Below are 20,750 nucleotides of genomic sequence, written 5' to 3'. Positions count from 1 at the left end.
TACAAACAGATCTGGACAACTGGTTGCATTATTACAATAATGAACGAACTCATCAAGGAAAAATGTGCTGTGGTCGAACACCAATGGCAACATTACTTGATGGAAAACTACTCTGGGAAGAAAAAAATCTGAACCAAATTTAACCTGACAGGCACCTATGAAAAACTGATAACTGTCAGATCAGGTTTGAGCTACTACACCTAATCATATATGATTTTTTATCTTTTCTTATTAAACTTACTTGCTTTTTTATGAACTGTTTGTCGTGTATATATTCAATTTCATTTTCTGTCAGAAAAAACTTAGATTAAAGTCTATAATTTGTTCATAAAACTCAATCGTAATAACATAATTATCATTTATTTTGTAAAGACTATAATTGTAAAGTTCTTCGAAAATTTTAATAATATTACGCATAAAATTCCCTTGATAATATGTTAAATATTGCTATAACAGCTTGAGTTACAATTTGATCTATATTTTTTCATCGTTTGTTTGGTAGCTAATATATTATATATATATTCTGCAACGAGGATCAGTTTGTTATTAGTATTCTAATACCTTTATCTTTTTTATTAGTTGGATTGTAACCATAATTTATATTGTTCTAATTGGTTTATTCCTAACAATTTTAATTCTATGTCAGAAATTGATAAATTTAATAATGCTTTGTTGTTGGATATTTTTTTAGATTTGAAAAACATCTTATTTAGTTTTCCATCAAATTTTATTTCATAATAGTTTCCCTTTTTCTGCAAATTTATTTTCCAGCTTGCATAAGGGTAAGAGGAGTCGTTAAAACTGATAACTTCAAATTGTAATGCAGCTGCATAATTATATAGTTGATTTTGAATCATTTTTATTTGCTCTGTTTTATATTTTATTATTTACTACAACACATTTCATGCAACCACGTATCGCATAATGTTAGTTCATTAATTCCTTTTTTATTTATTTCTCTAATATCCAGATTTTTTTCAAATAATTCTTTTTCCGTTTTTTTAAGACCATTCATTATTATGTAACCATCACGTCCTTCAAACCTAATAAAACAATCATACTTTTCATTAGTTAATTTTATAGACCAACTCCCATAAAAACTGGGACAATCATAAAAATCTAAAATGTTGAAGTTATATTTGTTGGCAATTTGATATATTTTTTCTTGTTCCACTATTTGCCCCATAATTCTTCTTTATTGAAAGATGAAAATTTTTTTTAAAAAACTAATTACCCATTATAGTGTTTGCTTAAGCTTAAAACTGTTAATTTTTTCAGTAGATATATAATCTTTATACTTTCCTGAATAAAATACCAACTTTAAATTAATTGTCACCCAAAAGTGGCAATTGCTTTTTCTATGATATAGATAAAATTCATAGTAGAAAACATTATGGCTAAATTTAACATTGAATTAAAACAATAATTTGTTATTTAGGTGCTTTAAAATGTGATTCTTTGGTGAAGTTGACTAATCCGTGGGTAAATTAACTCGCTGTAAATGGATAATTCATTGTTATATATGCGTTTTTTCAATCAATAACATCAATTGTAACTTTGTGTGTAAATTAATTTCCCGCTCACTCACGAAATAGTATTCATTTTTCTGCAATGAGATTTTTATTTTCCGTTAAACCCATGAAATATGAATCTATATTGACCATAAAAAGATTTGATGTTAATAGAACATAGCTTTAATTAATAATTACGGTATTTTTGAATAGCTACAACATTTCAAAGTTATTTATTTAAAATCGAGAATATTAAACTCTTTTATTTAGCTAAAAATCGGTATCGAAATTTCACTGAGATAAGGCGATAAGTTAGAAATATTTAATATATTGATTAAGGGTAAAATTAAAATCTGAATATATTTTTTCTACATCATAAGTTTTATAACAATGAGTATTTTGTTACTGGTTATCATAAACGTATAGCAGAGGTTATTGAACCTATATTTGATTTTATCGATCATCAGGTAATCTCAATTTGTAATGATACTTTATTTACAATAAAGAAGGTAATTGATACCATCATCTTCCTCAAAATACATAACCTTATATTATTTAACTATGCTTTATCTTATTTTTGTGACTATTGTTTGGTCTTTTTCATTTAGTTTTATTGCTGTTTATTTAAGTGGGCAAGTAGATACATGGTTTGCGGTAGTCATGCGGGTATTTTTGGCATTTATTACTTTTATTCCATTTTTACGGATTAAACATATACAAATTAAACAAATGTCATTGTTGATGGGGGTAGGGGCTTGTCAGCTAGGTATTATGTACTTTTTTTACTATAACTCTTTTCAATATATCTCTGTTCCTGAGGTACTATTATTTACTATTACCACACCAATTTATGTGACAGTTATTTATGATTTATTGCAATGCCATCCGTTAAGGCTTAGTTATCTTTTTACTGCTATTATTGCTGTGATTGGTGCTGCCATTATTCGTTACGATCATATAAGTACCGATTTTATGATTGGCTTTTTATTGATTCAGGGTGCCAATATGGTATTTGCCTTGGGGCAAGTAGGTTATAAACGGATCATGGAAATTTACCCATTACCACAACATCAGGCTTTTGCTTGGGTTTATTTAGGTGCGGTAATTGTCGCCACAATAGGGTGGATGTTATTTGGCAACTCACAAAAATTGCCAACCACCAATGTACAGTGGTTAATTATTGTTTGGCTTGGTATTGTAGCCTCTGGCTTATGCTATTTTTTATGGAATTATGGGGCCACGAAAGTCGATTCTGGAACGTTGGCTATTATGAATAATGTAGTTATTCCCACTGGAATTTTAGTTAATGTGGTGTTTTGGCATCAATCTATTGATTGGTTGCGATTTTTGTTAGGCAGTGCGGTTATTGTTGCTGCTTTAATGCTACATTACCGATTTAAACGCAACCGTTTAAATCAGTAAAGATTAGGATAAAGTAAACGGTAACTGCATCATAATCGATAAAATTAATGGTGTAGTTATTGATGATAATGCAGTTGAGATAAGTAAACTCGCTGCAATCGGTCCTTGTAATACGGCAAACTGTCTTGCCATCATCTAATAGTTGATGGCAATTGATATTGAACTTAATAATACCACGACATGCAATTCTAATTCCATCTTAATATGTAGTATTCTATTCATGATTGCGAATGAAGTACCATTCTAATTCAGTCGAACGTTGTTGATCAAATTGATAGCCTTCCAAATTAAAACTTTTAATATCATGACTATTATTAATGCTATTTTTTATGATGAAGCGACTCATCAGCCCACGGGCTTTTTTGGCATAAAAACTGATGACTTTGTATTCACCTTTACTTTTATCCAAGAAAATGGGTTGAATAATCTTAGCTTTTAATTGTTTGGCTTTGATCGCCTTAAAATATTCATTGGAGGCTAAATTAATTAAAGTTGGATTGCTTGATTGGCTTAGTTCATCATTGAGGTATTCAGTTAATTGATCACCCCAAAATTGATATAAATTTGTATAATTACCATTTTTCAAGCGAATGCCCATCTCTAAGCGGTAGGGTTGGATTAAATCAAGAGGTCGTAAAACACCATATAAACCGGATAAAATTCGCAAATGTAACTGGGCAAATTGCAAATCACTTTTGTTAAAATCTTCAACATGCAGACCTTCGTAAACATCACCTTTAAAGGCTAAAATTGCTTGTCTGGCATTACTGAGATTAAAATCAGCATGCCAATTTTGAAATCGCTCATAATTAATTTCGGCTAATTGTTGGCTAATTGACATTAATTTAGTTAAGTCGTTGACGCTCAATTTTTGACAATCTTTAATTAGCTGTTTAGTCGCATTGATAAATTGCGGTAGGGTATGTTGTTGGGTGATTAATGGGCTTTGATAATCAAGCGTTTTTGCAGGGGAAAGAATAGTTAACATAAAGTTGTTGACCTATTGTAATTTGCCTAATTTAGGGTTATTTTACATGTTATCTTGCAAATAGAGGAGTAATAATATGAATTCTACCAAAAAAGATATACATGATATTCGATCTTGGGCTAATGTTCGTGAAACTTCTATCGAAATTGCAGAAGCTATTTTTGAAGTCGCCAACCATGATGAAGCGTTAGCTGAACAAATTTGGCAAGAAGGGAGTGACGAAGTCTTACAACTCGCTTTTTCTAAAACCAAAGCCAACAAATTATTTTGGGGTGAACAAACCGTTGAGCGTAAAAACGTCTAGCTTGACATGAATCTTACTTTTCTTGGTACCAGCGCCGGTTGTCCAACCGCTGAACGCAATGTTAGTGCAATTATTTTAGATCTTCTTCAAGAACGAGGTCGATTATGGCTTTTTGATTGTGGTGAAGCCACCCAAATGCAAATGCAAAAAGCCAAATTTAGTCTGGCTAAACTTGAATTGATCTGCTTAACTCACTTGCATGGTGATCATCTGTTTGGTCTGCCTGGCGTGTTAACTAGCCGATCATTAATGCAAAACCAATCGGCGTTAACTTTAATTGCTCCCAAAGGTATTAAACAGTTTATCGAAACTGTAACGAGCGTTAGTTATTCTTGGTTAACCTATCCACTTAATATTATTGAACTCGAACAAGATGGCATGGTGTTTGAAGATGAGCAATTTTGCATTGAAGTCAAACAGTTACAGCACCGCGTCCCTTGCTTTGGTTATCGAATTATTGAAAAAGATCGTCCTCCTAGCCTTATGATAGATAAATTAAAACAAGATAATATCAACATTGGCCCGCTGTATGCCCAGCTTAAACAAGGTAAAGCGGTGACACTCGATGATGGGCGCGTAATTAATGGACTTGATTATTTGGGTAAGGTTAAGCCAGGGCGCAAGTTAGCTATTTTAGGTGATACTATTCCTTGTCAGGCTTCAATTGAATTAGCTAAAGATACTGATGTTATGGTTCATGAAGCCACGCAAGAAAATGCTCTACAAGATACGGCTTTGGATCGTGGTCACTCCACTACCGTGCAAGCCGCTACCATCGCTAAACAGGCGCATGCTAAACGGCTGATTATTACGCATATCAGCCCTAGGTATAGCTTACAAGATAGCACTAAATTAGTGAATGAAGCGAAAACTGTATTTGCTAATACTGAAATTGCTTATGACTTAGCCACTTTCCAAGTTTAATAAATTACATTGTCATTATCAGTGAATTTGCTGGTTATTCCTGTCTGTTAAACAACTTTATACTCGAGTCTGTTTGAGTATTATATGATATAAATTTGTAAAAATTATTCAGGAGTCTATTCTGTTTGATTTTTTCTCGATTTGAATTCAACATCTAAATTCCAATCAAGTGGGTAAAATGTTTAGTATGGTGTTTGATACTTGTTCGTTTGGAATAAAAATTTCAATAAGTTTCAAACACGCAATTTATATCAACATTCCTAATTTTTTCATCCAATCAACATAATTATCAGCACTTTGGTTAATATCGTTCAACGTAATTTTATCTTGGTAATTTGGCTCATTATTCGCACCATAAACAGCGAATATTTTTTGAAAATCAGCTTTTACGTAATTCATCGTTAATTCAAATGGTTTTAATATTTCTTCAAGAGATAATTTATAACGACCATTTTTTGAATAATCACTTTCTTTAATTCCTGCAGAAACTGCTAATCCTACTTTTTTATTTTTCAATTTATTACCATCAGTACCATAAGCCCAACCATAGGTAAAAACTTCATCTAACCATTGTTTTAATAATGGTGGACAATTAAACCAATATATTGGAAATTGAAGAACTAAATTTTGATGATTTTCTATTAAGCTTTGTTCGAAACTTGGGTCTATTTTAAAAGTAGGATAGTGTGAATAAAGATCATGTAAGGTGATTTGTTCATTATATTGATTTAATTTATTAATCCAGCATCGGTTAACATTTGAAGAAGCCAAATGCGGATGTGCGACAATGACTAATGTGCGTTTCATTGTAAAGATTCTTTCTATATCGTTCTTTATAATTAGAGCATAATAGTATTGATACAATTATTTTTAAAGTACGGTAATTATCGTTATGTACTATCTTTAGGGAGAGTGTAAACATGGAAAATCATCATTGTGCCGTAGATCATTTTGAGAATAGTGGATTTCATTACACTCTCTCGATGATTAGAGGTAAATACAAGATTATTATTCTTTATTGGTTGAATGAAAATCAACCAGTAATGAGATTTAATGAACTTAAACGCAGTATTAAAAATATTTCTTTTAAAACGTTAAGCAATACTTTAAAAGAAATGGAAAAAGATAAATTGATTTTCAGAAAAGAGTACCCGCAAATTCCACCAAAAGTTGAATATGGGTTACTGGATCGAGGAAAATCTTTAGTGCCTATTTTATATATGCTTTGCCAATGGGGAAATAAGCACAAAGATGACAAATTATTATAATTTATGTTTATACGCCGACGAAGTCGGCGCATGAGTTTCTCGATTATAGACAAAAATCTTTAATCAAGCGTTCGATGGTTACTTTAGTTGGTTTTAAAAAGTCCATCGAGATAAATTCATCTGGTTGATGTGCTTGCTCAATAGAACCCGGCCCTAATACAATGGTTGGCGCTATTTGATTTAAATAAGGGGCTTCAGTACTGTAATTTACCGTTTGCGCTGTATGACCAACCAACTTTTCAATATGCTGCAATGCGGGGTGATCTTTTTTACATTCATACCCCGGGATTGGTGCCACTTCATATTCCACGGAAATACGATTAGGGTACTTATCCATGACTGGTTGTAAAGCTTCACACAAGGCATTATAAAGTGAATCTACGTCATTATCCGGCAATACGCGAATATCAATTACCAATTCACAGCACCCACAAATACGATTGGCTGCATCTCCACCATGGATCACACCCAAATTCAAAGTCGGGTAGGGAACAGTAAAGCCATCATTATGGTATTGTTCTTTAAATTTCTGTTTTAATTTTAATAAACGCTCAATAACTAAATGCATAATTTCAATCGCATTAATGCCTTTATCGGGATCGCTAGAATGACCTGACTTACCAATGACTTTAATTGAATTGGATAAAAAGCCTTTATGAGCTCGGATAGGAATTAATGATGTTGGTTCACCAATAATAGTACAATCGGGTTGCAGTTGGGTTTGTTTAGCAAAAAATGACGCGCCCGCCATTGAGGTTTCTTCATCTGCGGTGGCCAGTACATAAATAGGTTTAGTAAGTTTTTTGAGATCAATATCCCGCAATGCATCTAAAATAAAAGCAAAAAAGCCTTTCATATCTGCGGTACCAAGCCCATATAATTTGTTATTTTCTTCGGTTAACTTAAAGGGATCTTTAGTCCACTGGCCATCATCAAATGGAACGGTATCACTATGGCCACTTAGTAATAATCCACCTTTGGTTTTATTTTGACTATTGGAATAGGTGGCGAGCAGATTAAATTTATGACGAGTATTAGGCACCGGTTGAATGTCCACCGTAAAACCTAAATCAGTAAACCAAGTCGCTAATTTATCAATAAGCGGTTGGTTGGAATAATCTAATTTTTCATTGGTGACATTGCTGATAGTTGGAGTAGAAATAAGTTCATTATAGAGAGTCAAAAACGAAGGGAGAGTCATAAAAAGCACCTTTATAAAATAGCCAAACACAAGTTCAATAATCAGATTATAAGCATAGCACTTACTATGTTATTTGCCTAATAGGATATTTTGTTACAACGTCACTTATGTTGATTTCCATATACTTTTTATAATGCTATGATGACATCTAATATGTTGATTATTTATAATTGATATCATACTAAATAAAGAGAATATAAATTTATGATAAAAAGTTCCATTAAGATACTATCTGTTTTTTTATTGCTAGCTATTCCTGCAATATCTTTTACTCAAATTAAAACTTATGTTGAACAGCATTATGGTGATGGTGAAATTGAAGGCTTAGCTTATATCAATAATAAAGCTAAACAATTTATTAGTGAGTATAACCAGCAACATCAAACCAATTGGCAGTCACTTGAACCGAATGCTAAAACTGTGGTGACTAAATGCGCCGTAGCTTTACGAGCTAAATGGGATAAAATTAAATTAATGGACGGTAATATTCCTCATAAATATGTTATTGCGGTTTATTGTGAAAAAACGCGTGATCCTAATCAAGACAAATGGGATGTATGGGTGCCGGTATGTAATGAAAAAGGGAAAGAGATAACATCAATTCAATGATTTTGTTCGTAAATTAATACCAGAATATGTTCAGTATACAACTACTATTAGATCATAAAAAGTAGTTGGCAAGCTGTCGGCTAAGCTTATTAACTTTATTATCAAGTCTTTTTATTATCCGGAATTATCAAAACACTAATTTGGTCATTGCAATTACAACAAACTTACACTCCACATCTAGGTGCGATTCTTCCAGTAAACCACAAAAAAAATACCTATCAAATAAAAACCTAATACACTTTTACTATTCTTTACAAATTTTTTAGGTTAAAAGGTAGTTATTTCTTTTTGAGACGTTATAATTATAAAATTAATAAATAGATTTAGCTTAATTTATGAGCAAGCTCGCATAAAAATGCGAAATAAACAATAAATTAATTGACAGGCGGGATGCTATGCAGTATCATTATAGACACCAGACACCAGACACCAGCGCTGGCAACTTTATGTATTTAATCCTCTTAAAAACACTTTAGTCAGTTTTTTTGACTCCAGGTTTATTTTCACTCTTAACTATTCAACTGTATCGCAGTTATATTTCTTAATCTCTAAGCGTTTATCTAAAGCACTTTTAGCTTTAGTACCCTTGATTTTATTGCCATACTCAGCAAATACCCAAGCATTATCAGCCAGTATTGCGCATGCTATTAATGGCACCAAACCCTATTTAACTTCCGATAATGGTCACACAAAAGTCTCCACTACTGAGGGTTTATTAGGTATTACCTTATCAGACGGTACTAGCATTACCCCGAGAACCAATACTTCAACTTCTACAAACCCAATAAAGTTACCCAAAGATGGGCAAAGCTTTGCGGATATTGGTATGTTGATTCCCACCACTACTGACTCAATAACATTAAATGATCTTATTGGTGCGCCTTATAATTATTGGGGTGACGATGATGGTGACGGTCAAGGGGTAAATGGTATAACCGCTACTGGAAGTCTAAGTGTGAGTATTACCGATAAAAATAACCAAACTGTTAGTCGTAGTACCGTGTTAAATTTTTGTAAAGCTCCTTATAAAATGGTATTAACCAGCACTAATGGTCATTTAACAACTCAATATGGGGAACCTAATAGTAGTAGTTTTACTAGCAGTAGTGTCACTTATTACATCAATCCAAATTCCTCACTTTTTATCTGTTACGCCAAGCCTGAACTTAGTTTAGGTACAGACTCCTACGCTGGTCCTGATAATATATGGAGTTCAACTAAGGGATTTCTCTTGCAATCAAGTTCAGATTATAGTTTTAACTTCCCAACTACTGGCGCTAATAATCTGTATTTTGATTTAAATATAATGGGTAGTGGTCCTTTGAGATGGCCTGCTGTAACCATGGCAGGTATTACTGCCACTATGACACCTAATAGCAGCGGCACAAGTGTCCGTGTCAAACTAACCGGCCCGGCAGCAACAGCTGACCAAATACAAGCTGACACACCAGGTTCAATTAGCAAACCAATCTTGCCACAGACCTTCGAGTTAGTCGGTTATGATAGTAGTGATAGAGCAATAGTAAAATATGGCTTTGTATTAAAGCAGTGGTTTGTCAATCGTGGAGATAAAAGGGATACCCCTCAAAATCATGCATCTTGGTGTACAAATCTAGGATATCGGCAAATAGAAGTAAGTGATGTAACCAACGCATCAGGTGAAGGCTATGTTGGTTCATCAAGCGGTAATTATTATCAACGTCAAATTGGTGCGGGTTTATTCAGCGAATGGGGTAGTATGATCAATTACATAGGAACAGGTTTTTCTAACATCCATTACTATTGGACAAATAGTTATGCATCGGAAATTACTAAGTTTGCTGTTAACTCAGATGATGGCAACATTGGTACTAACTATTTCAATCATAATAACTATGGAATGTGTACCAGTCCGTAACATTTTAGTTTTAACTCTTTATCCTTGTGTTGTGAGGTTAATTATTAGTCAGTTAAGGGTAAGCGACCAAAGAAAAGTTGCCTCAATAGAGGTAACTTTTCTAACAATATTTACTATTCTTTACAAATTTTTTAGGTTAAAAGGTAGTCATTTATTTTTGAGACGTTATAATTATAAAATAATAAATAGATTTAGCTTAATTTATGAGCAAGCTCGCATAAAAATGCGAAATAAACAATAAATTAATTGACAGGCGGGATGCTATGCAGTATCATTATAGACACCAGACACCAGACACCAGCGCTGGCAACTTTATGTATTTAATCCTCTTAAAAACACTTTAGTCAGTTTTTTTGACTCCAGGTTTATTTTCACTCTTAACTATTCAACTGTATCGCAGTTATATTTCTTAATCTCTAAGCGTTTATCTAAAGCACTTTTAGCTTTAGTACCCTTGATTTTATTGCCATACTCAGCAAATACCCAAGCATTATCAGCCAGTATTGCGCATGCTATTAATGGCACCAAACCCTATTTAACTTCCGATAATGGTCACACAAAAGTCTCCACTACTGAGGGTTTATTAGGTATTACCTTATCAGACGGTACTAGCATTACCCCGAGAACCAATACTTCAACTTCTACAAACCCAATAAAGTTACCCAAAGATGGGCAAAGCTTTGCGGATATTGGTATGTTGATTCCCACCACTACTGACTCAATAACATTAAATGATCTTATTGGTGCGCCTTATAATTATTGGGGTGACGATGATGGTGACGGTCAAGGGGTAAATGGTATAACCGCTACTGGAAGTCTAAGTGTGAGTATTACCGATAAAAATAACCAAACTGTTAGTCGTAGTACCGTGTTAAATATTTGTAAAGCACCTTATAAAGTGGTATTAACCAGCACTAATGGTCATTTAACAACTCAATATGGGGAGCCTAATAGTAGTAGTTTTACTAGCAGTAGTGCCACTTATTATATCAGTCCAAAACCAGCTCCAGCTATCTGCTACACTGAGCCGTCTCATGAATATGGCACAGGCATTTATGATGCCAATCTCGCTAATATATGGACACCGAATAAAGGCTTTCTGCTACAATCAACGAGTCCGTCATCATACAGTCATAACTTTCCAACTACTGGCGCTAATAATCTGTATTTTGATTTAAATATAATGGGTAGTGGTCCTTTGAGATGGCCTGCTGTAACCATGGCAGGTATTACTGCCACTATGACACCTAATAGCAGCGGCACAAGTGTCCGTGTCAAACTAACCGGCCCGGCAGCAACAGCTGACCAAATACAAGCTGACACACCAGGTTCAATTAGCAAACCAATCTTGCCACAGACCTTCGAGTTAGTCGGTTATGATAGTAGTGATAGAGCAATAGTAAAATATGGTTTTGTATTAAAGCAGTGGTTTGTCAACCGTGGAGATAAAAGGGATTCCTCTACCAACACCACTCTTTGGTGTTCGAGTATAGGTTATCATCTCCCGCAAGTAAAAGACATCAGCAACGCATCTGGTTCAAATTTTGTTGGTGCCACACCATCATCAAGTGGTAATCATTATCAGCGTCAAATTGGTGCGGGTTTGTTTAGCGAATGGGGCAATATGGTTAATTATACCGAGTCAGGCTTCATATATGGCAGCTACTGGGCAAGTACTCCTGGCGGTACTTACGAGTTCGGAGTCGATTCCTTTGGTGGCGGTGCTTACATCGGTAATCCTGCCAGTAGGACCTACGGGGTTTGTACCAGCCCCTAGTTCTTAATCTTTAAGGTGTAAAAATTAAGATGGTGTAAATAAAGTTAACTTAAAAAATGAACAGTTGCTGAGGTAGAAACAATCAAGTCCAAAATTGAGGGCTACTATTGACTATATGAATATTGTGCAGGCCTTGGTTTGGGCTGTATAGCTATTTGGGTGCCAAAATTCTCTTATTCGTGTGTCAGCACAATAATAAATAGAATCACTCAATTTAATAGCATTCGACAATTTATGAATCAAAATTCTGTAAAGATGTTTCAGGAAAGATATACATCTTAGTATTTGAATTCAAGCAAGCACCACCTTACCCACCACTCATCCATCAACTTAAGTTAAGAATGCTAATTGCCCGTAGTGGTTGCTCAAAAAATGACCTAGTTAGGTGTTGTTGAAATAAAAATTGAACTAAAATTAGCCTTGAGTGAAAAACCAGTCATTAAATATGATTAATTATTGGGCTTAAATTAACACTACAATTAAGTATAATAAACAATTTATTGTGTATGGTTGATGCTGTGCTAACGTAATTAATGGATGATTAATAAGTATGAAAAATTTTATCGGAAAAATAATGGTTTTATTGTTAAGTCTTACTCTGCTACCTTTTGTCCAAGCGCAAACTTTTGTAGAGCAAGATTATGGTAATGATAAAATTGAGGGTTTAGCTTATATCAATAATAAAGCTAAACAATTTATTAATGAGTATAACCAGCAACACCACACTAATTGGCAATCACTTGAGCCCAATGCTAAAGTTTTTGTTCCTAAATGTGCGGTGCCGTTAAAAGCTAAATGGGAAAAAATTATATTAGGTGATGACCATATTCCCCATAAATATGTTATTGCTGTTTATTGTGAAAAAATGCGTGATCCTAAACAAGAAAAATGGAGTGTAAGGGTTCAAGTGTGCGATGAACAAAGTGAACTAATAACTTCGATCAAATAGAGAATTTAAACAGTAAGCTATCTATTTTTATTTCTACTTATTATTGATAATTTATTTAACTAAGGGTAACTCATCCCATCGAGTGGTGTAACGTTGGCTAAGTTGTTCTCGCTTTATTTGCCAAGGCGCATGTTGCCGGGCGCCTCCCAGTTGGATAGTATTTTTCCCCATTTTTTGATTAATGCTATCTATTGTTTGCATTAATTTGTCATTTTTTTGTTGCAAATAAGTGGATGATTCGCTGGTGAATAAATCGTATTGCGAATTGCTGTTTTTTGCTTTTAGATCCAATAACATTACCCCAGCTTTCATGAATAAATATCCTTTTTTATAAATTGATCGTAATCCTTTTTGGGCGGCTTGAATGATTAACCGGGAATCATCAGTAGCAAAGGTAAGGGGGATTACTATTGATGGATGATATTGGATTAGATCTTTTCGAAAACGATTAGTCTTTAAAAAAACCAGAACAGCATTAGCAACGGATTTTTGGTATCTAAGCTTTTCAGCACCCCGACTAGCATGAATGCGGATGGCCTCTTGTAAGTCAAATAAGTCACCTGTTAACCGCCCAAAACTACGCGAAGTCATGATGTTTTTTTTGGGAGTCGATAAATCGTCTAATTCAATGCAGGCAATGCCACGTAATTCTAAAACAGTTCGTTCCAGGACTACAGAAAATTGTTGCCTGATTTGTTTTAGATCTGCTTGGTGTAAATCCCATGCAGTGCGTATACCTAAAATTTGTAATTTTTCGGCAATACGCCGTCCAACACCCCAAATTTCATCAATGGCATAGGCTTTTAACGTGTCAATGAATGATTTTTTATTAGTTGATAAGCAGTAAACACCTTGGTGAATAATCTGCTTTTTGGCAATATGATTAGCTAGCTTTGCCAATGTTCTGGTTGTTGCAATGCCGATGCTAACAGGAATCCCTGTATCACGTTTAACAATGGTTTTCAATTTTTGACAATGAGCAGTGATATCACTAAATCCATTTAATTGTATAAATGCTTCATCAATCGAATAAGGCTCAATGTTGGCAGTATAATTACTTACCGTATCAAATACACGTTGGCTCATATCGCCATAGAGTTCATAATTAGAACTTAATAGCGTAACTTGTTTGCGAATTTTAGGTTGAATTTGATAGGCAGGCATTCCCATAGGCACTAGAGGTTTTAACTCGTTAGAACGAGCGATGACACAACCATCATTATTGGATAAAATACCAATTGGCTTTCCTTCCAATTTTGGATTAAAAACTCGTTCACAAGAAGCATAAAAGTTATTGCAATCAATTAAACCTATCATAAATGTCCTCACTTGCGTAAAGAGTGAATGGTATGGATAACTACTCCCCAAATATGGACTTCTTTACCAACTAATGAAATTGGTGAATAGAGTGCATTTCCTGATAATAAATGATGTTTCCCATCAATTATTCCTAAGCATTTACATGTTAATTCTCCATCAACAGCAGCAATAACAATATCATCTATCTTAGGAGTTAAGGATCGATCAACAACTAATAAATCACCACTATAAATACTATAGTCAATCATCGAATCTCCCATTACTTTAATGTAATAGGTCGCACTGGGGTGTTTAACTAAATGCTCAGTTAAATTTAGTTTAGCTTCTAAGTAATCATCAGCAGGAGAGGGGAATCCAGCTCTAACAGGTATATCAATTAAGGGTAAATGGTTTTTGCTAAAAGAATCAACAAATCCAAGCACAATACAATTTTTACTCAAAAAATTCTCCTAATAATTAATAAAACATTACACATGAAGTATAGAGGTGCGAGATAAAAACAATATTAATGTATAAATATACAGTATTTTGTTCTGAATTCAATAAAAAATACTGTAAAATTAGAAATGATGTAGAAAAATGCTTACATTGATTTTTTATATCTTAATGACAAATGTAGTTAAACTATAAAAATTCAAATTTTTAGCTTTTATTGCGTTTGTTTTTCGAGTTGATTTTATTTATAAAAGACATCTGATATTATTTAACTAATTTGATAACTAATGTATAAAATAAATAATAACGTTATAAAATTTTCACTATAAAATATTCAGTTTAAAATAGGGTGTTGGTAATGAAACAATTAAGCAAAAAATGGGGTATCGTTGCAATTATCGTTGTTGCTATCGGGTTTATTGTCTGGCAACAAACAAAAACGAACGGGTTTGGTTCGGACTTTATAAGTGGTAATGGACGAATTGAAGCAACTGAAGTAAATATTTCTACCAAATTAGCCGGAAGAATTGAAAAAATTAATGTAGAAGAAGGGGATTTTGTTAAAGCCGGTCAAGCTCTGGTTATTATGCAGACAGACACTTTACAAGCGCAGTTAAATGAGGCTCAAGCACAGTATCGACAAGCGATTAGTAACGAAACAAATGCTAAAGCGCAAGTGGCATTAAGAATGAGCGATAAAGTTGCTGCAGAAGCCGGTGTCAATCAAAAAGAAAGTGATTTAGATATTGCATTAAAACACCTTAATCGAACTACTTCTCTTTATAAAAAAGGAGCCTTGTCTGTACAACAGTATGATGATGATACCGCAAAAGTTAATAGTGCTAAAGCGGCGTTAGATTCAGCTAAATCTCAAGTTGTCGCTGCCGATGCTGCAATTGAAGCTGCACAAGCGAGTGTAGAAAGTGCTGTTTCAGCAATTAATGTGGCTAAAGCAAATATTAACCAAATTCAAGCTGATATAGATGATAGTACACTTATTGCTCCGGTTGATGGTCGTATTCAATATCGCATTGCTCAACCAAGTGAAGTTTTAGCTTCAGGTGGTAAGGTTTTGAATTTAGTCAATCTATCTGATGTCTATTTGACATTCTTCTTACCAGAAACTATTGCAGGACGAGTTGCTATAGGGGATGAAGTTAGATTAATTCTGGATGCGTTACCTAATAAAGCCATTTCTGCAAAAGTATCATTTGTTTCAAGTATTGCACAATTTACACCGAAAACAGTTGAAACCAAAGATGAACGTCAAAAATTGATGTTTAGGGTAAAAGCCCAATTAAGTCCTGAACTATTAAGATGTTACATAAACTATGTTAAAACAGGACTACCTGGAGTTGCTTGGGTTCGACTTGATCCTAAAACACCTTGGCCTACTGATTTATCTGATGTTGCAAAATGTCCAACTAAATAATTGGAGATAGCATATGTCAGAAGTAGATAATAATGATTTAGCTTTACTTGCTGAGGATAAATCGATTGATGATGCAGTGGTAAAAATTAATAATGTTACCCTTCATTACAAAGATAATTGTGCTCTTAATAATATAAGCTTAAATTTTCCCCCTCGATGTATGATTGGTTTAATCGGTCCTGATGGGGTGGGTAAGTCAAGTTTATTATCTCTTATTGCTGGTGCCCATGTTATTCAAGAAGGGTTAGTTTATGTGTTAGATGGGGACATGAAAGATAAATCTCATCGCAAATCGGTTTGTACGCGAATTGCTTATATGCCTCAGGGATTAGGTAAAAACCTCTATCCAACTTTATCGGTTGAAGAAAACTTGCAATTTTTTGCTCGACTTTTCGGTAATAACGCCGCTGAACGTCGTCGTCGAATAGATGAATTAACACGTAGTACTGGACTTTATCCGTTTTTATCAAGACCAGCAGGGCGTTTATCAGGTGGTATGAAACAAAAAGTAAGTTTATGTTCAGCCTTGATTCATGATCCTGATCTATTAATTTTAGATGAACCAACGACTGGTGTAGACCCACTTTCTCGAGCACAATTTTGGCAACTCATTAATAAAATTCGAGAACAACGCCCACAAATGAGTGTTATTGTAGCAACAGCTTATATGGATGAAGCTCAAAATTTTGATTGGTTAGTGGCTATGTATGGGGGCAAGATTCTTGAAACAGGCACCCCACAATCATTATTAGCAAAAACAGGTAAAGATAATTTAGATGCCGCTTTTATTGAATTAATGCCGGATGATGCCAAACAAGGTTACCAAGCAGTTGAGATTCCACCATTGGATATTAATCAACAAACTCAAATCGCTATAGAAGCAAAAGGGTTGACTAAGCAATTTGGTGACTTTATTGCTGTTGACCATGTTAATTTTTCGATTAAACAAGGTGAAATATTCGGTTTTTTAGGGTCAAATGGTTGCGGTAAATCAACCACCATGAAAATGTTAACAGGTTTATTGCCGATTTCATCAGGTGAAGCTTGGTTATTTGGTAAACCCGTTGATGCCAGTGATATTAATGTTAGACGCCATTTAGGTTATATGTCACAGGCCTTTTCTTTATATAGTGAATTAACGGTTAAACAAAATTTAGTTTTACATGCACGCTTGTTTGGGATTGAAGAGCGTAAAATTCCGAGTAGAGTAGAGGAATTACTTAAACGTTTTGGATTAGAACAAGACGCACAAAGCCTACCAGATAGTTTGCCTTTAGGGGTAAAACAACGTTTATCCTTATCAGTGGCAGTAGTTCATAATCCTGAAATCCTTATTCTTGATGAACCTACATCTGGTGTGGATCCCATCGCACGAGATGATTTTTGGCGTTTAATCATTGAACTGTCTAGAGAAGATAAAGTCACCGTATTTATCACTACCCATTTTATGAATGAGGCAGCTAGATGCGACAGAATCTCCTTGATGCATGCGGGTAAAGTTTTAGCGAGTGAGACGCCTGATAATATTATTGCATCTAAAAATGCGAAAACATTAGAAGAAGCATTTATTAATTATCTGGTTGATGCTGGGGCTGATGATACAGGGAGTGATGAAAAAACAGCTGAAGTACCAGAAGTCGTGTCTAGCAGTAAAGAAGATAGTTCATCAAAAAGCCATCTTAGTGGATTTAGTTTAACGCGCATGGTCGGTTGTTTATGGCGAGAAACCCTTGAACTTTCTCGCGATCCATTAAGAGCGGTTTTAGCGCTATTAGGATCAGCAATTTTAATGTTAGTTATGGGTTATGGTATTACTTTGGATGTAGAAGATCTTCGTTTTGCGGTGCTCGATCGTGATCAAAGTGGTATTAGTCAAAACTATACACTTAATTTGTCTGGTTCCAAACGTTATTTTGTCGAGAGACCAGCAATCAAAGACTATGATGATATGGATGCACGTATGCGCAGTAATGACATTGCTTTAGCAATTGAAATACCACCTAATTTTGGTCGTGATATTCAACGAGGTGATTCTGTTGATATTGGTATTTGGATAGATGGTGCCATGCCAATGAGAGCAGACACTATAAAGGGTTATGTACAAGGAATGCATCTAGCTTGGCTTAGTGAAAAAGTAAGAGAAACTTTAGGACAGGAATCTAAAAGTCTAGCTAATATAGAAACAAGGTATCGTTATAATCCTGATATTAAAAGTTTACCGTCAATGGTACCAGCTGTTATTCCTATTCTACTATTGATGATTCCATCGATGTTAGCCGCTTTGTCGGTGGTACGTGAAAAAGAAATGGGATCAATTATTAATCTTTACGTAACACCAGTTACAAGAACGGAATTTTTATTAGGTAAGCAAGTTCCATATATTATCATTTCAATGTTGAGTTTTTTATTGTTGCTAATCATGGCCGTCACTATTTTTAATGTACCAATAAAAGGCAGTATATTGACTTTATGTTTTGCAGCTCTGGCATATTGTATTATTTCAACTGGATTTGGTTTATTAGCATCGACAGTAACGCGTAGCCAGATTGCCGTTATCTTTTTAACCTGTGTAGGTACAATGTTACCCGCAATACAATTTTCTGGGTTACTTAATCCAGTTTCTTCATTAGAAGGTATTGGACGGTATATTGGAGAAGTTTATCCAACAACACATCTATTAATTATAGCGCGGGGAGTGTTTAATAAAGCTCTTGGTTTTGCTGATCTACATGGTTCAATTTTCGCTTTATTGATAACCATTCCTATTGTGCTTGGTGCCAGCATTTTTCTTCTTAAAAAGCAGGAAGGGTAAATATTATGCAAAGTTTAATTAATATTTATCGTTTAGGGATTAAGGAGTTGTGGGGATTATTACGTGATCCCATTATGTTACTGTTAATCGCCTATTGTTTTACTCTAGATATTTATACTGCCGCAACAGCAACGTCTGATTCACTGCATCATGCATCCATCGCGGTGGTTGATGAAGATGATTCACCATTATCTAGGCAAATTATCCAAGCATTTTATCCACCAATGTTTATAAAACCGGTTAAATTGCATTCAATGAACGATGTTGATCGCGGAATGGACACTGATAAGTTTACATTTGCACTTAATATTCCACCTAATTTTCAGCGTGATGTACTAAATAATCAAAGTCCCGAAATTCAACTTAATGTCGATGCTACCCGTATGGGGCAAGCTTTTGTTGGGAATGGCTATATAACACAAATTATTAATGGTGAAATAACTCAATTTGTAAATCGTTATAGTGCTGTAAGTAATTTGCCAGTTAATATTCAAGTACATACTGCTTTTAATCCTAATTTAACTCGCTCCTGGTTTGGTTCTGTGATGGAAATAATCAATATTGTTACTACTTTATCGATTATCTTAACGGGGGCAGCATTGATGCGTGAGCGTGAACACGGCACAATTGATCACCTTCTTGCCATGCCAGTGACACCATTTGAAATTATGGCATCTAAAATATGGTCAATGGGATTAGTAGTCCTTGTTTCTACCTGGGTTTCATTATTAGTTGTTGTGCATGGTTGGCTAGGTGTGCCTATTACTGGTTCAGTAGCATTATTTTTAATTGGGGTAGGGTTACACTTGTTTGTAACGACTTCAATGGGTATATTTATGGCAACTGTTGCCAAATCAACCGCACAGTTTGCAATGTTGTTTATTTTGATTCTATTACCACTACAAATGTTGTCTGGCGGTAGCACTCCTCGTGAAAGTATGCCCGAAGTTGTTCAAAACATTATGATGTTAGCACCAACAACTCACTTTGTTCAATTAGGGCAAGCAATTTTATACCGAGGGGCAGGAATCGAGGTTGTTTGGACCTCATTTGTCTGGTTACTTGCTATTGGTACGGTATTCTTTCTTTTTGCTTTAATGCGTTTTCGTAAATCAATTGTTAATATGGGATCTTAAGCATCTGTTTATAATTGATGGTAATGGGATGGACATTAGCCGGTTTTAGTTATGACTCTTGGTAAGATCTTGCTGATTGAATTACGCAAGTTTGGATTAATGGAAATTAAATGCCAAGAGTCAATTAATCTACCGAAAATAGTATATAGATTTATTCACCGACTAAGTCAATAACTGAAATGAGCATCAGAGATTTGATACTTTGGGTTGGGTGTTTTTTCAATATAATCTATCGTTATTTTTATAATTTAGCGATTAATGATTATCATTATTCCATTGATAATTTCTTTCTGATATTGCATAAAATTCATTACAGATTTTATCTTCTGAATTAAATTCATCTATATAGTTTTTTTACTATATATTTTGAGCATGATGAATTTATCCGGTCCTGTTAACCAAACATTATAACCAGCATAACTAATAACAAGTAATCGGTATTGCTTAATCATCGGATAGTAACTTAATTATTTTTCATATACTGGTATTTTTCGTGTGGCATGATTGATGATGTATATACGCCTCAATTCACTATATAAAGGCTTACTGAGCTAACTTTATTATTTTTTTTAATTATTTTAATAATATCGGTTTTATTTATATACCGTACTGTTTATATTAAATAGTATCTGATATTATATAATATCGAATTGTTATTGAATGTTGCAACTGACTGATACACATAAACAATAATAAAAAATGACAAAGCATGAAAAGGAGATTCATATGGCCAAAGTGATTAATCATCTTGTTAACCAATTAGGT

General features: G+C 34.1%; 19 protein-coding genes and 1 pseudogene. 12 read left to right on the top strand and 8 right to left on the bottom strand.

What is annotated here, in order from left to right; all coding sequences use genetic code 11:
• Positions 1-143, top strand: a pseudogene (locus Q0K76_RS12395) (IS481 family transposase); the annotation flags it as partial.
• A gap of 432 nt (positions 144-575) precedes the next feature.
• On the opposite strand, the gene Q0K76_RS12390 reads toward Q0K76_RS12395, so the two are convergent.
• Positions 576-857 carry a hypothetical protein gene (locus tag Q0K76_RS12390; RefSeq protein WP_294615986.1) on the bottom strand — a complete coding sequence of 94 codons (282 nt, stop codon included), beginning with the start codon at positions 855-857 and terminating at the stop codon, positions 576-578.
• A gap of 26 nt (positions 858-883) precedes the next feature.
• Positions 884-1,174 carry a hypothetical protein gene (locus Q0K76_RS12385; protein WP_294615985.1) on the bottom strand — a complete coding sequence of 97 codons (291 nt, stop codon included), beginning with the start codon at positions 1,172-1,174 and terminating at the stop codon, positions 884-886.
• An 898-nt stretch (positions 1,175-2,072) separates the two neighbouring features.
• Between Q0K76_RS12385 and Q0K76_RS12380 the strand changes: the two genes are divergently transcribed.
• Positions 2,073-2,933, top strand: coding sequence for a carboxylate/amino acid/amine transporter (locus Q0K76_RS12380; RefSeq protein ID WP_294615984.1), 861 nt, complete (start codon positions 2,073-2,075; stop codon positions 2,931-2,933).
• Positions 2,934-2,936: 3 nt separating this feature from the next.
• On the opposite strand, the gene Q0K76_RS12375 is transcribed toward Q0K76_RS12380, so the two are convergent.
• Positions 2,937-3,068 carry a hypothetical protein gene (locus tag Q0K76_RS12375; RefSeq protein ID WP_294615983.1) on the bottom strand — a complete coding sequence of 44 codons (132 nt, stop codon included), beginning with the start codon at positions 3,066-3,068 and terminating at the stop codon, positions 2,937-2,939.
• Positions 3,069-3,147: 79 nt separating this feature from the next.
• A complete protein-coding gene (gene yaaA / locus Q0K76_RS12370; protein ID WP_294615982.1) occupies positions 3,148-3,921 on the bottom strand; it encodes a peroxide stress protein YaaA in 774 nt (257 codons plus the stop codon).
• Between the two features lie 76 nt (positions 3,922-3,997).
• Between yaaA and Q0K76_RS12365 the strand changes: the two genes are divergently transcribed.
• Positions 3,998-4,225, top strand: coding sequence for a YccJ family protein (locus tag Q0K76_RS12365; protein WP_065565685.1), 228 nt, complete (start codon positions 3,998-4,000; stop codon positions 4,223-4,225).
• Between the two features lie 6 nt (positions 4,226-4,231).
• On the top strand, positions 4,232-5,149 hold the full coding sequence (rnz, locus tag Q0K76_RS12360; protein WP_294615981.1) for a ribonuclease Z: 918 nt from the start codon (positions 4,232-4,234) through the stop codon (positions 5,147-5,149).
• Positions 5,150-5,395: 246 nt separating this feature from the next.
• Here the strand turns inward: rnz and Q0K76_RS12355 are convergent, their stop codons facing one another.
• The gene (locus Q0K76_RS12355) at positions 5,396-5,956 is read right to left on the bottom strand and encodes an NAD(P)H-dependent oxidoreductase (protein ID WP_294615980.1); all 561 of its coding nucleotides are present in this window, start codon (positions 5,954-5,956) and stop codon (positions 5,396-5,398) included.
• A gap of 113 nt (positions 5,957-6,069) precedes the next feature.
• Between Q0K76_RS12355 and Q0K76_RS12350 the strand changes: the two genes are divergently transcribed.
• The gene (locus Q0K76_RS12350; RefSeq protein ID WP_294615979.1) at positions 6,070-6,417 is read left to right on the top strand and encodes a helix-turn-helix domain-containing protein; all 348 of its coding nucleotides are present in this window, start codon (positions 6,070-6,072) and stop codon (positions 6,415-6,417) included.
• Positions 6,418-6,460: 43 nt separating this feature from the next.
• Here the strand turns inward: Q0K76_RS12350 and argE are convergent, their stop codons facing one another.
• Complete coding sequence (argE, locus tag Q0K76_RS12345; RefSeq protein ID WP_294615978.1) at positions 6,461-7,618, bottom strand: acetylornithine deacetylase; 1,158 nt, start codon at positions 7,616-7,618, stop codon at positions 6,461-6,463.
• Positions 7,619-7,822: 204 nt separating this feature from the next.
• On the opposite strand from argE, the gene Q0K76_RS12340 reads away from it, so the two are divergent.
• The 4 genes from Q0K76_RS12340 (at position 7,823) to Q0K76_RS12325 (ending at position 12,850) form a co-directional block, all read left to right on the top strand.
• On the top strand, positions 7,823-8,227 hold the full coding sequence (locus Q0K76_RS12340) for a hypothetical protein (protein ID WP_294615977.1): 405 nt from the start codon (positions 7,823-7,825) through the stop codon (positions 8,225-8,227).
• A 595-nt stretch (positions 8,228-8,822) separates the two neighbouring features.
• Complete coding sequence (locus tag Q0K76_RS12335) at positions 8,823-10,124, top strand: hypothetical protein (RefSeq protein ID WP_294615976.1); 1,302 nt, start codon at positions 8,823-8,825, stop codon at positions 10,122-10,124.
• A 463-nt stretch (positions 10,125-10,587) separates the two neighbouring features.
• Entirely contained in the window at positions 10,588-11,901 is a 1,314-nt protein-coding gene (locus tag Q0K76_RS12330) for a hypothetical protein (RefSeq protein ID WP_294615975.1), read from the top strand.
• A 550-nt stretch (positions 11,902-12,451) separates the two neighbouring features.
• Positions 12,452-12,850: a hypothetical protein gene (locus Q0K76_RS12325; RefSeq protein WP_294615974.1), complete on the top strand. Its 399-nt coding sequence runs from the start codon at positions 12,452-12,454 to the stop codon at positions 12,848-12,850.
• Between the two features lie 51 nt (positions 12,851-12,901).
• On the opposite strand, the gene Q0K76_RS12320 is transcribed toward Q0K76_RS12325, so the two are convergent.
• Complete coding sequence (locus Q0K76_RS12320; protein WP_294615973.1) at positions 12,902-14,167, bottom strand: Y-family DNA polymerase; 1,266 nt, start codon at positions 14,165-14,167, stop codon at positions 12,902-12,904.
• Between the two features lie 8 nt (positions 14,168-14,175).
• Entirely contained in the window at positions 14,176-14,610 is a 435-nt protein-coding gene (gene umuD / locus Q0K76_RS12315) for a translesion error-prone DNA polymerase V autoproteolytic subunit (RefSeq protein ID WP_294615972.1), read from the bottom strand.
• Between the two features lie 353 nt (positions 14,611-14,963).
• Between umuD and Q0K76_RS12310 the strand changes: the two genes are divergently transcribed.
• The 3 genes from Q0K76_RS12310 to Q0K76_RS12300 are packed head-to-tail and all read left to right on the top strand — an operon-like array spanning position 14,964 to position 19,985.
• Positions 14,964-16,037, top strand: a complete 1,074-nt coding sequence (locus Q0K76_RS12310) for an efflux RND transporter periplasmic adaptor subunit (RefSeq protein WP_294615971.1) — start codon at positions 14,964-14,966, stop codon at positions 16,035-16,037.
• 13 nt (positions 16,038-16,050) lie between these two features.
• The gene (gene rbbA, locus Q0K76_RS12305) at positions 16,051-18,849 is read left to right on the top strand and encodes a ribosome-associated ATPase/putative transporter RbbA (protein ID WP_294615970.1); all 2,799 of its coding nucleotides are present in this window, start codon (positions 16,051-16,053) and stop codon (positions 18,847-18,849) included.
• 5 nt (positions 18,850-18,854) lie between these two features.
• Positions 18,855-19,985, top strand: a complete 1,131-nt coding sequence (locus Q0K76_RS12300; protein ID WP_294615969.1) for an ABC transporter permease — start codon at positions 18,855-18,857, stop codon at positions 19,983-19,985.
• Positions 19,986-20,750 lie beyond the last annotated feature (765 nt).

The sequence above is a fragment of the uncultured Gilliamella sp. genome (genome assembly GCA_945271295.1).
Lineage (GTDB): Bacteria > Pseudomonadota > Gammaproteobacteria > Enterobacterales > Orbaceae > Gilliamella.
The sequence above is the reverse complement of the archived record's forward strand: the minus strand, read 5'-3'. Positions and strand labels throughout refer to the sequence as shown.

Bases quoted from the DNA above. Each gene is read 5' to 3' on its own strand.
- Q0K76_RS12390 (WP_294615986.1), bottom strand. From the start codon at position 857: ATGATTCAAAATCAACTATATAATTATGCAGCTGCATTACAATTTGAA.
- Q0K76_RS12380 (WP_294615984.1), top strand. From the start codon at position 2,073: ATGCTTTATCTTATTTTTGTGACTATTGTTTGGTCTTTTTCATTTAGT.
- Q0K76_RS12375 (WP_294615983.1), bottom strand. From the start codon at position 3,068: ATGATGGCAAGACAGTTTGCCGTATTACAAGGACCGATTGCAGCGAGT.
- yaaA (WP_294615982.1), bottom strand. From the start codon at position 3,921: ATGTTAACTATTCTTTCCCCTGCAAAAACGCTTGATTATCAAAGCCCA.
- Q0K76_RS12365 (WP_065565685.1), top strand. From the start codon at position 3,998: ATGAATTCTACCAAAAAAGATATACATGATATTCGATCTTGGGCTAAT.
- rnz (WP_294615981.1), top strand. From the start codon at position 4,232: ATGAATCTTACTTTTCTTGGTACCAGCGCCGGTTGTCCAACCGCTGAA.
- Q0K76_RS12355 (WP_294615980.1), bottom strand. From the start codon at position 5,956: ATGAAACGCACATTAGTCATTGTCGCACATCCGCATTTGGCTTCTTCA.
- Q0K76_RS12350 (WP_294615979.1), top strand. From the start codon at position 6,070: ATGGAAAATCATCATTGTGCCGTAGATCATTTTGAGAATAGTGGATTT.
- argE (WP_294615978.1), bottom strand. From the start codon at position 7,618: ATGACTCTCCCTTCGTTTTTGACTCTCTATAATGAACTTATTTCTACT.
- Q0K76_RS12340 (WP_294615977.1), top strand. From the start codon at position 7,823: ATGATAAAAAGTTCCATTAAGATACTATCTGTTTTTTTATTGCTAGCT.
- Q0K76_RS12325 (WP_294615974.1), top strand. From the start codon at position 12,452: ATGAAAAATTTTATCGGAAAAATAATGGTTTTATTGTTAAGTCTTACT.
- Q0K76_RS12320 (WP_294615973.1), bottom strand. From the start codon at position 14,167: ATGATAGGTTTAATTGATTGCAATAACTTTTATGCTTCTTGTGAACGA.
- Q0K76_RS12310 (WP_294615971.1), top strand. From the start codon at position 14,964: ATGAAACAATTAAGCAAAAAATGGGGTATCGTTGCAATTATCGTTGTT.
- rbbA (WP_294615970.1), top strand. From the start codon at position 16,051: ATGTCAGAAGTAGATAATAATGATTTAGCTTTACTTGCTGAGGATAAA.
- Q0K76_RS12300 (WP_294615969.1), top strand. From the start codon at position 18,855: ATGCAAAGTTTAATTAATATTTATCGTTTAGGGATTAAGGAGTTGTGG.